This is a genomic window from Actinoplanes cyaneus (genome assembly GCF_016862095.1).
GTDB classification, from domain to species: domain Bacteria; phylum Actinomycetota; class Actinomycetes; order Mycobacteriales; family Micromonosporaceae; genus Actinoplanes; species Actinoplanes cyaneus.
Genome location: NZ_BOMH01000080.1, coordinates 1 through 13427, shown reverse-complemented (window position 1 = coordinate 13427; position 13427 = coordinate 1). Strand labels below are relative to the sequence as shown.

At 67.8% G+C, this 13427-nt stretch carries 3 protein-coding genes and 1 pseudogene; 2 read left to right on the top strand and 2 right to left on the bottom strand.

Annotated elements, in window-relative coordinates; genetic code table 11:
• Positions 1 to 21: 21 nt before the first annotated feature.
• A complete protein-coding gene (locus Acy02nite_RS42415) occupies positions 22 to 633 on the bottom strand; it encodes a hypothetical protein (RefSeq protein ID WP_203754838.1) in 612 nt (203 codons plus the stop codon).
• Positions 634 to 745: 112 nt separating this feature from the next.
• Here Acy02nite_RS42415 and Acy02nite_RS42410 point away from each other — a divergent pair, with 112 nt between their 5' ends.
• The gene (locus Acy02nite_RS42410) at positions 746 to 12337 is read left to right on the top strand and encodes a LamG-like jellyroll fold domain-containing protein (RefSeq protein ID WP_203754837.1); all 11592 of its coding nucleotides are present in this window, start codon (positions 746 to 748) and stop codon (positions 12335 to 12337) included.
• Between the two features lie 18 nt (positions 12338 to 12355).
• Complete coding sequence (locus Acy02nite_RS42405) at positions 12356 to 12880, top strand: hypothetical protein (RefSeq protein ID WP_203754835.1); 525 nt, start codon at positions 12356 to 12358, stop codon at positions 12878 to 12880.
• Positions 12881 to 12954: 74 nt separating this feature from the next.
• Here the strand turns inward: Acy02nite_RS42405 and Acy02nite_RS42400 are convergent.
• Positions 12955 to 13427 (bottom strand): annotated as a pseudogene (locus tag Acy02nite_RS42400) (phosphoesterase); the annotation flags it as partial.

Sequence of the window (13427 nt, the reverse complement as noted above, 5' to 3'; positions counted from 1 at the left end):
GGCGTGGCACCGAACCCGCGGTCAGGAGGAATTCCGGGCCAATTCCTGCAGTTCCGTCGAAACGGCATCCGGCGCGCCGGCGGCATCGACCACCTGAACGTTTCCGGCCGCTGTCCCGCCGCCGACGCTGATGAACGTGACCTGCGGGTTCGCCGAGGCCACATGGTCCACGGCGGCGGTCTGCGGGCCGCCCACGGCGACGATCACGCCGCATTTGACGGCGGTGAGGGAATTGACGAAACCCTTGGCGTTGTCGACCGTCTGCGGTCCGCTCACCGGAAGATTCTGCACACGGACCAGTGTGGTCTCCGAGATCTGCTGCATCGACGACCAGATCGCGTTCGCGGGCTCTGCTCCGATGCCCTCCTCGCCCGTCAGGAGGCAGGCCGTGGCGTCCCGGTACTCCCGCTCGCGAGGCTCCGGGTCCGGCCACAGGGCCCACGTGGTGATCCCGGCGACGATGACGAGAAGCGCCCCGCCGGCGATCAAACGCCCTCGAACGGTGTCGATGCCGAACTGTGACTTTCGCACCTGTGAATCCCCCGTGACCTTGTCTTTTTGGACCGCCACGGAGGGTATGCAGATGAACGCGCTGAGAACAAGATCTTGTGGATATCGATAGTCATCCCGCATGCTTCGCCGAATCTTGAAGGAAGCTGAGAGCGGGGACCTCTACATGAGACGGCGAATAGCTGTCGTAGCTGCGCTGGCCTTGGGCCTGTCGGTGGGCGTACCACCGGATGTCGTGCCCGAGGAGACCGACGGATGGCCGATCTCCGGCCTGGTGGACGTCTTCCGGCAGATCCCCGCGCTGGCCGCGGTGACCACCGGCATTCCGAAGCAGCCGCGCGGCCAGGCCATCGGCGACGTCGACCACTACGTGCCGGCCGACGAGACCCGCGCGAACGGTGGCGCCGGCACGGCGCCCGGCCGTGGCAAGGGCATCAAGGACGCGGCGCAGCCGGACCGTCCGGCACAGAAGGCGACCACCACCGGCAAGGGGCAGGGCAACGCCGACAGCTTCGACCGGAGCACCAGCAAGCGGCTGCCCAAGCGCTCCACCGCCCGATACGACGAGTACCAGAACGAGGACGGGTCGTACACCCGGGTCTTCTTCGACTCGCGGATCAACTACAAGGCGGCCGACGGCTCGTACCAGCCGATCGACACCAAGCTGACCCCGAGCGGCGGCCGCCTCGACAGCGGCGCCAACTCGATCGACGTGTCCCTGGACGCGACCGGCGCGGACGCCACCCCGGCGACCCCGGTCGACGACCCGCTGGCGACGGTGACCACGGCGTCGGGCCACTCGATGGCGTATGACCTGGCCGGCGCGGCTGCGGTCCCGGCCGTCGTGGACGGCTCGACCGCCACCTACTCCGACATCCTGCCCGGCACCGACCTGGAGCTGCGGACCACTAACGACGGTCTCAAGGAGACCATCGTTCTGGACTCGCCGGCGGCCGGGAACGAGTGGGTGTTCCCGCTCAAGCTCAAGGGCCTGACCCCGAAGGCGCAGAAGGACGGCTCGCTCGACCTGCTCGCCGCCGACGGCAGCGTCGCGATGCGGGTGCCGCACGGCTACATGCAGGACTCGAAGGTCGACCCGCACTCCGGCTCCCCGGCCGAGTCCGGCGCGGTCACCTACGAGCTGATCACCGTCGACGGCGCCCCGGCGCTCAAGGTGACCGCCGACCAGGCGTGGCTCGACGACCCGGCCCGGCAGTACCCGGTGAAGATCGACCCGACCATCGAGACGACCGACACCGGCGACATCTTCGTCGACAACAGCACGTCCACGGTGACCCACAACGGCGACAACCTGCCGGTCGGCACCTGGGACGGTGGCGACACCATCTCGCGCTCGTTCATGCACTTCGACCAGTTCGACGACGACGGCCTGGTCGGCACGCAGATCAAGTCGGCCAAGCTGTTCATGTTCCACACCTGGTCGTACAACTGCGGCGACCACGAGCCGATCGAGATCCGGCGCAACACCAAGACGTGGACGGTCGCCGGCATCGAGGACGCCAAGGGCGTGCTCTCCTCCGGCCCGACCTACTCCTCGCCGATCGCCAACTGGGTGATCAGCGACAACAGCCCGGCCTGCAGCAACACCGGCGGTGACCGGGGCAAGGGCGCGATGCGGTCGGTGTCGCTGCCGACGCAGACGTTCAACGGCTGGTCGACCGGCTCGCTGCCGAACTTCGGCCTGGCGCTGACCGCGTCGGAGACCGACTCGAAGGCGTTCAAGCGGTTCACGTCGGCCAACTACGGCGACTACGCGACCGACCCGCGCATCGAGGTCACCTACGACTTCAACACCGACCCGCAGGTCAACGAGCAGTACCCGGCGTACGGGGCGACCACGGCGACGCTGACGCCGGAGCTGATCGCCGACGCGCACGACCCGGACAACTGGCCGAAGACGCTGGAGTACAACTTCGTCGTCTACGACAAGGACAACAAGGTCCAGCTGGCCACCTCGGACTGGCAGGCCAAGAAGTCCTGGACGGTCCCGGCCGGCACGTTCACCTGGAACGAGTCGTACTACTGGACGGTGCAGGTCCGCGACGGCCTCACCGACAACCACGAGTCGCTCGTCAAGAACCTGATCACCACCCCGGTCCCGCAACCGTCGATCACCTCGGTGCTGTCGCAGAACCCCGGGCAGGGTTTCGACCCGGCGATCGGCAACTACACCACCTCGGTCCGCGACGCGATGGTCAACACCGTCGGCCCGCCGCTGGAGGTCACCCGCTCGTACAACAGCAGTGACCCGCGCGACGGCCAGGCGTTCGGCGCCGGCTGGTCCAGCATCGCCGACGTCAAGGCGACCGAGAAGCCGGTGACGATCAACGGCTCGCAGCGGATCAACACGGTCGTGGTGACCTACCCGACCGGGCGCGAGCTGGCCTTCGGCCGCAACAACGACGGCTCCTACCTGTCACCGGCCGGTCTGGCCTCGACGTTCCGGGAGATCCCGGCCGAGGAGGGCGGCGGCTACCGGCTGACCGAGAAGGACGGGACCACCTACGAGTTCAAGCGGCTCGAGGAGGGGTCACCGCAGTTCCCGGTCGCGTCGATCACCGACGTCTCCGGGCGCAGCCAGACCTTCACGTACGAGAACGGCCTGCTCGCCAAGATCACCGCGGCCTCCGGTCGCACGCTGAGCCTGTACTGGACCGAGACCGCGCCGAAGAAGGTGGCCTACGTCGCCACCGACCCGGCCGAGCCGGGCAACTGGGACTCGGTCAACACCTGGAAGTACGAGTACACCGGCAACTCGCTGACCAAGGTGTGCCCGCCCAACAACTGGGGCGAGTGCAACACCTACCAGTACAACGCCTCCGGCTCGCTGTTCTCGACCGCGATGGTCAACGCCCGCCCGCACTCGTACTGGCGGCTCAACGAGAGCACCGGCACCACCGCGACCAGCTCGATGCTGGAGAACGGCGGCGCCGACGTCGGCACGTACAGCGGCGTGACGCTGGGCCAGCCCGGCCCGGTGGCCGGCTCGACCTCCACGTCGGCCGGCTTCAACGGCACGTCGTCGCAGGTGCAGATCCCGGCGAACCTGGCCGCGGACGGCGCCAACCAGGCGATCAGCATGTGGTTCAAGGCGCCCGCCGGTGGCGGCGACGGCGTGCTGTACGGCCAGTCGATGGAGGCGGCCGCGTCGACCGCGGCGACCACCAAGACGGCGTACAACCCGACGCTCTACCTCGGCTCGGACGGCCAGCTGATGGGTGGCTTCGCCAAGGCCCCGAAGCTGGGCGCCTCGCTGGGCACCCTGACCGCTGTCGGTCAGGGCCAGTGCCTCACCGTGCCCGGCAACGTGTCGACCAACAAGACCCGGCTGGCCCTCGCGGCCTGTGCCGGCACCGCCAACCAGGTCTTCACCTGGACCACCAGCCGGCAGCTGCAGGTCACCACGGGCGGCGTCGTCAAGTGCGTGGACACCGAGGACCAGGAGGCGGTCAACGGCACCGACCTGGTCATCAACACCTGCGCCTCGACGGCCGGCAGCCAGCGCTGGGACGTGCAGGCCGACGGCCAGATCATCAGCGACTTCTCCGGGCTGTGCCTGGACTCGGTCGGTGACGGCTCGCAGGCCGGCGCACTGATGCAGATCTGGGCGTGTGGCAAGACGCGCCCGGTCGACCAGCTGTTCCTGACCCGGATCCACACCCCGATGGCGGCGACCACCACTGTCGGCGGCGTGACCTCGCCGGTCAAGGTGAACGACAACGCCTGGCACCACGTGATGCTGTCCTCGTCCGGCAACCGGCAGGACCTGTACCTGGACGGCAAGCCGGTCGCCTCCGAGACCGGGGTGACCGTGCAGGACACCGCCCCGGCCTCCTCGTTCATCGGCAAGGGCTTCCTCGGCGGTGGCTGGCCCAACCAGTCGCACGCCAACGCGAACAGCAACCTCGGCACCCGGGACTACTTCACCGGCCAGATCGCCGAGGTGGCGCAGTTCGACACCTCGGTCGACGGGCAGCTCGCCGCCGACCTGTACGACTCGCGGTCCGCGGTGAGCCTGCTGACCAAGATCGTCCGGCCCTCCGGCAACGCCACCGCCGAGATCTCCTACGACCCGGCCTCCAGCCGGGTGAGCAAGGTCGTCGACGGCAACGGCGAGTCGTGGGTCCCGGAGCCCCCGGCGATCGTCGGCACGACGAAGGTCTACGAGAGCGGCGTCCTCGGCGGCGCGCCGACCAACTACTGGCGGATGGCCGAGTCCGGGGTCACCGACGCGGTGAACCAGGTCAACGGCGGGACCGCGACGTACAACACGGTCACGCTCGGCTCGGTCGACGGCCCGTTCGGCGCCGGCCAGGGCAAGGCGGCAGTGTTCAACGGCACCAGCTCGTCCGTCACCCTTCCCAAGGGCATCGCGCCGACCGGCCCCAGCTCGGTCTCGATGTGGTTCAACACGACCACGACCAAGGACGTGCTGCTCGGCATGAAGTCGAGCAGCACCGCCCGGTACGACACCCCGACGATCTGGATCACCCCGGACGGCAAGCTGCGCGCGATGTCGCCGTCGCTGACCCCGACCGGCCCGCTCAACTCGGTCGGTGTCGCCGGCAAGTGCGTCGACGTGACCAGCAGCGGGACGGCCGACGGCACGGTCGTGCAGAGCTTCGACTGCAACAACACCAACGCGCAGAACTGGACGCTGGTCCCCGGCGCGGCGCTCAACGGCAACCTGAGCACGGTCCGGGCGTTCGGCAAGTGCCTGACGCCGCTGAACAACGCGAAGACCAGCGGCACGAAGGTCGTGCTCTCCACCTGTAACGCCAACGCCTCGCAGAACTGGGAGCCGTCCAGCGGCCGGCTGCTCAACCCGAACTCGGGATTGTGCCTGGACCTGCCCGGCTCGACGAAGACCAACGGCACCGACCTGCAGCTGTACGCCTGCAACACCAGCACCGCGCAGACCTGGATCCCGTCACTGACCAGCAAGACCGCGGTCAACGACGGCAAGTGGCACCACGTGGTCCTGGCCACCGACGGTCTCTCCCAGGCGCTGTACGTCGACGGCGCGAAGACGCAGTCGTCGACCGGCACCACGCCGATGGCCCCGTCCCAGCTGACCGGCTCCGACCCGACGGTCTACACCCTCGGCGCCGGTTACGTCGACGGCTCGACCGCCGGCCAGAACTGGTTCTACCTGGACTCCAACACCACGCCGTACTACAAGGGCAGCCTGGCCGAGGTCGCGTTCTACGCCTCCGACGTCGACGCCACCCAGGCGCAGTACCAGTTCAAGGCGCGCGACGCGGTCAAGAGCGCACCGTCCGGGCAGATCAACTACGTGGTCACCGGGCCCAAGGACTACGAGGGCAAGGTCACCAAGACCACCACCGTCAACGACCTGCAGTACGCCCGCAAGGTCGCCGAGATCGACGCGCTGGGCAAGGAGACCCGGTACGGCTACAGCGGCAAGGGCAACCTGCGCACGGTCACCGACCCCAACGGCAACATGACCATCAACGAGTACGACGTACGCGGCAACGTCGTCTCGGTCACCACCTGCCAGGACCGGTCGGAGAACAACTGCTCGACCTCGTACTCGCTGTACTTCCCGGACGCGACGACGCAGAACCCGGACCCCAAGAACCGCCGCAACGACAAGCTCGTCGAACTGCGCGGAGCCGGTTCGTCGTCGGCGTCCGACAACAAGTACCTGACCAAGTACGAGTACGACGACCAGGGCAACCGGGTCAGCGAGACCGACCCACTGGGTCGCCGGACGACGATCACCTACACCGACGGCACCACGCGCGGCGGTTTCCAGGGCGGGACCGCTCCGGCGGGTCTGCCGTGGCGGGTGGTCAAGCCCGGCGGCGGTATGCAGACGATCCTGTACCACCCGAACGGTGACGTCGCCGAGACGACCGATCCGGCCGGCGCGACCACGCGGTACGAGTACGACGGCCTCGGCCGTACGCTCAAGGAGATCGACGTCGTCAAGGGCGTCGCCGGTTCCACGGTCTCCTACATCCACGACCGCCTGGACCGGGTCGTCACGGTGACCGACTCGGTGGTGACCAACGCCGTCACCGGAGCCAAGCACACGCCGGTCACCACGATGTCGTACAACGTCGACGGTCTGATGACCACCGAGACGGTGTCCGACGCCACCGGCGGTGACGCGTCCCGGACGGTCGCCTACGACTACGACGACCACGGGCGGCGCATCGCCGAGTGGGACCAGCTGGGCAACGCGGTCGAGCTCGGGTACGACTCGTTCGGCCAGGTCAACCGGCAGACGCACGCCGACGGCTCGACCGTGATGACCAACTACGACGCGGTCGGCAACGAGGTGTCGACGGTCGTCAAGGGCTTCACCGGCGACCCGGACGCTCCCACGTCGGCGCGTGACCTCAAGGTGCGGCAGCTCGCGTACGACCCGGCGGGCCGGCTGGCCTCCGAGACCGACGCGATGGGCTTCGTCAACCAGTACACGTACACCGACAACAACCTGCTGACGTCGGTGACCCGCACGGACGGCAAACAGGCGTTCGTGCTGGAGAAGAACTCGTACGACGTGGCCGGGAACCTGGTCACGCAGGTCACCAACAACGGGCGTACGAAGACGACCCGGACCTATGACGCCGCGGGCCGCAACCTGACCGCGTCCGTCGAGGTGAACGAGGACGGCGAGCCGACCACCAACCGGATCAGCACGTACACGTACTCGGCCGAGGACGAGTTGCTGAACACCACGCTCAGCGACGGTTCGACGGTCCTAGGCATGGGCGGGAGCACGTACGACCGGCTCGGCCGGATCCGTCAGCAGACCGGTTACCTGTCCACCGGGGTCACCCCGGCCCTGCGGTGGAAGCTGGACGAGACGTCCGGGACCACGGCCGCCGACGCGGCGGGCAACGGCACCGGCACCCTGGCCGGCGCGGTGACCCGGTCGGCCGAGCGCGGCGGCGCGGCCTCGTTCGCCGGTGGTGCGAATGGCACGATCAGTGGTCCGGCGCCGGTCGACACGCTGCAGCCGTACACGCTCAGTGCGTGGGCGAAGCTGACCGGCAAGGACGCCGATCGGTATGTGGCGTCGCTGAGCGGTGACATCGGCAGCTCGGCGCTGAAGGTCTACTACGAGAAGGCGACCGACTCGTGGCGCCTGGCCATGGCGGTGCGTGACGCCAACGGCGAGACGAGCTGGCCGAGCAGCGCCAGCACGTACACGAGCGGGTCGGCGACCACCGACTGGACGCATCTGGCGGTCACGGTCACGCCGAACGCGGCGGCCGGTGGGGACAACACCGCCCAGCTGTACGTCAACGGTGTGGTCAAGGCGTCGCTGACGACCACCAAGCAGTTCAACAACCAGGCGACCGGTCTGCTGGTCGGCGGTCAGACGGACACGTCCGGGATCTTCGCCGGTCAGATCGACGACGTGCAGGCGTACCAGAAGGCGTTGTCCGCGGCCGAGGTCGGCCAGTTGCAGGCGGGCACGCTGCCGGCGGCCGGGGCGCAGGTCAGCCGGACGTCGTACAACCTGGACAGTGACGGCACGGTGACCTCGGCGACCGACGCGAGTGGCGCGGTCACCACGATCACCAACGACGAGGTCGGCCGTCCGGTCGTCACGGTCAGCCCGGAGACCGCCACGGTCGTCGGGGAGGCCGCGGAGGTCCGGCAGCGGGCGATCGCGCGGATCGGGTACAACACGTTCGGTGACACGACCCAGCAGATGGACCCGTACGGGCGGGTCGTGACCAACCGGTACGACGCGCTGGGCCAGATGGTCGAGCAGGAGTCCCCGGCGTACACGGCGCCCGGCACGACCACGGCGATCCGGGCCAAGACCAAGGTCGAGTACAACCACGTCGGCCAGGTCGTCACCAGCACCGACCCCCTTGGGGCGGTCACCAAGTACACCTACGACCAGCTGGGCCGTACGACCAAGGTGGTCACGCCGGACGACGGGGTGACCCGGTACTCCTACGACGACAACGGTGAGCTGCTCTCGCACACCGACCCGAACGGGGCGCAGGCCTTGTCGACGGTCGACTACCTGGGTCGCACGCTGACCGCGACCGAGGCGGTGCGGCAGGCCGGCACCGGGTTCACGACCAACTACACCTATGACGCCAGCAGTCCGTGGCCGACGAGCGTGAAGTCGGCCGGCGGGGTGGTCACCAGCCTGAAGTACAACAGCCTGGGTGAGCAGACCGTGGTGACCGACGCCGCGGGCAACGCCACGAAGACGCGGTACGACGGCGCCGGGCGACCGGTGAAGTCGATCGCGCCGGACGGCAGCTACGCGACCGTCATGTACGACCTGCTCGGCCGGACCGTCAGCTCCGAGGAGCACGCGGCCGGCACCGGGGAGCTGCTGCGCACCCGCAGCCAGCGGTTCGACATCGCCGGCAACACCCTCGCGGCGAGCAACGCGTACAACCCGGCGGTCACGCCGAACACCGATGCGGCCGGCAGCCGCCACGACACCACGTTCGAGTACAACGAGCTCGGGCAGCTGGTGCTGCAGCGGGAGCCGATCAACGGGTCGGACGCGATCGTGTCGAAGTTCGGCTACGACGTGGCCGGGCAGCAGACCCGGTTCATCGACGGCCGCGAGAACCGGTTCATCACCACGTACAACGCGTGGGGTCTGCCGGAGTCGCAGATCGAGCCGGCCACGACGCGCACGCCCGGCCTCAATGACCGGACGTTCACGATGTCGTACGACGCGGCCGGCCGGCCGGTCCGCCTGGACTCCCCGGGCGGGGTGTCCACGACGTCGGAGTACGACGTCATGGGCCGGCTCAAGAAGAGCGCCGGGTCGGGGGCGCAGGCCGCGACCGCGGACCGGACCTTCTCGTACGACAAGACGGGTCGTGTCACGTCGTTCACCGGCTCGGCCGGTGAGAACAGTGTCGAGTACGACGACCGTGGCCTGGTCACGAAGATCACCGGGGTCTCGGGCAACTCGTCGTACGCCTACAACCCCGACGGCGGGCTGACCAGCCGGACGGATGGGGCGGGCACGACGACCTACGGGTACGACACGCTGGGGCGTCCGTCGAAGGTGGACAACAGCACGGCCGGCGTGCACATGGTCTACGGCTACGACTCACTGTCGCGGGTCAAGGACATCCAGTACGGCGGCAACACCCGCACGTTCACCTACAACAAGTACAAGCAACTGGAGACCGACGAGGTCAAGACGTCGGCCGGGGCGTCCGTGGGCAAGATCGCCTACGGGTTCGACCTCGACGACAACATGACCCGCAAGACGACCACCGGCTTCAACGGGTCGGGGACCAACACCTACAAGTACGACTGGGTCAACCGCCTGATCGGCTACGACAACGGTGTGACCCCGGTCGTCTACGCCTACGACAAGTCCGGCAACCGGGTCCAGGCCGGGACGAAGACGTTCGAGTACGACCAGCGCAACCAGTTGACGCGGGAGATCTCCACCGGCACCAGCTACGAGTACTCGCCGCGGGGCACGCTGACGTCGACGGTCACCAACGGCATCGAGACCAAGACCACGACGGACGCGTTCAACCAGGTCATCACCCAGGGCACCAAGACCGGGGGAACGACCACCTACTCGTACGACGGTGTGGGCCGGGTGATCCTGCCCAACCTGACCTACACGGGTCTCGGCAACGACGTGGCCTCCGACGGCAGCACCGGGTACGTCCGGGATGTCGCCGACGACCTGGTCGGTGTCGTGTCCGGCACCACCCAGCGCTACGCCTGGACCGACGTCCACAGTGATGTGGTCGGCGAGTTCGGGGCGGCCGGCGCCACGCTGTCCGGGTCGGTCACCTACGACCCGTGGGGCAAGGTCGTCGCCTCCGGTGGCATGGTCGGCAAGCTGGGCTTCCAGCAGGAGTGGACCGACCAGGGCACTGGCAAGGTCAACATGCACTCGCGCTGGTACGACCCGGAGACCGGCGCGTTCGACACCCGCGACACCGCGAACAACAACCCGAGCCCGGACTCGGGGGCGGCCAACCGGTTCGCGTACGCCGAGGGCAACCCGCTGACCAACACCGACCCCTCCGGTGAGGGCGTGGGCGGCAAGTGCGGGCAGTACGACTACGCCTGCGAGGTGAAGAAGTACCAGGCCGCGCTGCAGGTCTACAACCTGGCGATGCAGGCCCGCGATCGTGACATGAAGGCCGTCGGCGCGCAGATCGTCGCGCAGGAGGCCGAGTACGTCCGGGCCTTGCGGGAGAGCAACACCAGCCTGCTCGACATCCTGCTGCAGGTCGGTGTCGGGATGCTGCTCGACATGATCGGCTACAACTCGGTGGTCGGTTGTCTGGGCGGCAGCGTCATGGACTGTGTCGACCTGGCGTTGAGCGCGCTCGGCCCGATCAAGGCGTTGAAGATCGGCCGGTCGTTGTACAAGGCCGCGGACCGGGCATTCTCCGGCTACCGGCTGTGGAAACGCATCGTCGAAGGCGCCCGCACGGTCATGCGCCGGGCCCAGGATCTGGTCAACGCGGCGCGCAAGAAGCTCGGCGACCTGATGAACAAGGTGCCGAAGAAGCCGAAACCGCCGAAGAAGAAGCCGAAGCCGCCGGCGAAGAAGAAGCCCAAGCCGAAGCCGAAACCGGAGAAGAAGCCGGCGCCGTCGAAGCCTGCGAAGAAACCGAAGCCGGAGAAGGCTCCGAAGAAGCAGGACAAGCCGAACAAGAGCAAGCCCCAGAAGACGAAGTCGAAGTCCGCGAACAAGTCCGAGCCCAGCAAGAGCAAGAAGAAGCAGACGTCGTCCCGCCAGGAAGACGATGACGACAACGATCAGGACGACGGCGACAACGAGACCGGCGGTGAGTCCTGCCGGATCGCGCAGCCCGAGGAGAAGCACAGCTTCGACCCGTCGACGCTGGTGCTGATGGCCGATGGCACGACACGGCCGATCTCCGAGGTCAACATCGGTGACTCGGTCCTGACCAAGGACCCGGCCACGGGCGAAGTCAGCTCGCGGGAGGTCACTGCGCTGCACTCCAACCGAGACCTGGACCTGACCGACGTGACGGTCTCGGCGAAGCCCGCCGACGGCGTCACGGGGACCGAGACCCAGGTCGAGGGCAAGGGCGGCCGTAGTACCCGCGGCCCGACCGAGTCGACGACCCTCAAGACGACGGCGCACCATCCCTTCTGGGACGCGACCACCGAGAAGTGGGTCGACGCCGCAGAACTGGTGCCCGGCAAGTCGACCCTGGTCGGCCCGGACGGCGAGACGCAGTACGTCACGGGTGTCCGGAACTTCGCCGGCGCGGCGGTCATGCGCGACCTCACGGTCGCGGATATCCACACGTACTACGTCGTTACCGGCGGCACGCCGGTGCTCGTCCACAACAACAACAACCCGCATGGGGCCCGGTTCATCTGCGAATCGAACGGCGACATCACCGACACCAGGCCGACGCACGGCACTCGTGGTCCGGTCGCCATCGATTTGAAGTTCGATCCGCCCCTCATCCGCAGTGGTGCTCCCAGTGGCCCCTGGAACATGGATGATCGGGTGTCCGAGGCGCAGGGCATGTTGTCCGATGCCGCTCACAAAGCGACAGGCGAGGCGAAGAGCAAGACGTGGGTGGCTGGGATCAACAGGACCACCGGAGAGATCGCGGTAACCTGTTCCGGCCGAGGAAACTGTGCGGAGCCGAACGTTCTTGCCAAGACCGGATGGCGCGAAGGCAATGTCACCTTCACCCGAGCGCTGGCCTTGCAGAAGATCGGGAACGGTAAGGGCAAGGCCTGGCAGGACAAGGAGGTCTGCCCCGTCTGTAATGGAATGTTCGGCGAGGGCGGATTCGTCGACGGTGTTCTTCACTGAGCGGAGAGGATGAGTCTGATGGCGGTGAACCGGCTGGTTCTCGCGGAATTGAAAAGGCACGACTGGAGCCGGCTCCAGTGCGGCTGCGGCGGCACCGCTGAGCACGTTCCCTCTCTGCTGCTCGGGATCGTGGAGGCGACCGAGGACACCGCGTCCGAAGTTCCGACACTCGAGGGGCACATCGAGGTCGAGGGCAATCTCTTCGAGTCCGCGGTGCCCGCCGTCGGAGTGATCCTGGCGGCGCTCGCCGGTGATCTCGCCGTGGACTCGCGGTTGGAGTTCCTCCTGACACTGACACGTCTGGCAGGCGGTGACTCACACCATTTGGAGGTGGCTCGCGGGCGGCCCTCGCTCGGTGGTGAGTGCCGTTCACGAATGAGTGAGGGGATCTGGATTCTTCTCAAGGAGGCATTTGGCAGCGATCGTGATCTGGTGGCCGACATCATGGAACTGATCGATCCTGATGATGGACGACGCGCCTACTACTCGCAGATAGCAGCCAGCACCAAAAAGCCACGACACGACTCCGTGCCGCTGAGCTAGTCGCCTGGCCGTGCCCGGACTCATGGTCCGGGCACGGCGGTCTCCGTCGATGCTGAAGGCTGGGCTCGGTGGAGTCATAGTTTGCGGGCTGGTGCCGCGAACCCGTCGGCGGCGAGCGCGAACGATGCCGAGGGCGTCTGGTGCGCGGCGATGAGCTGGCCGGATGTTCGCTTCAGGATGATGCGGTCGATCTCGGTGTAGGGCTTGCCGGTGCCGGGCAACGCGTCCGCCAGCGTGCGCACCGTCAGCGTCGTCTCCCCGCCCGCCCCGGCGGGCGGCACCACGTCGACGGCGATGAACGCGTACCCGTCGTAGCGGACCTGCGACCACTCCACCGACTCCGGCACCCGCAGCCCGGCCGGCGCGCCTTTGCCCTTCTTCGGCTTGTTCTTCTCCTTCGCCCAGAAGTAGCTGTTGGCCACGGTCGCGGAGGTGTTCTCCTTGCCGCTCGGCTTGTGGCCGCGAAACCGCTGACCTTCAGGCAGCTTCTGCTCGCCTTTCGGCGTGACGCCGGTCGGCGCCGGAGCCAGGGTGCCGGGCGCCGGCC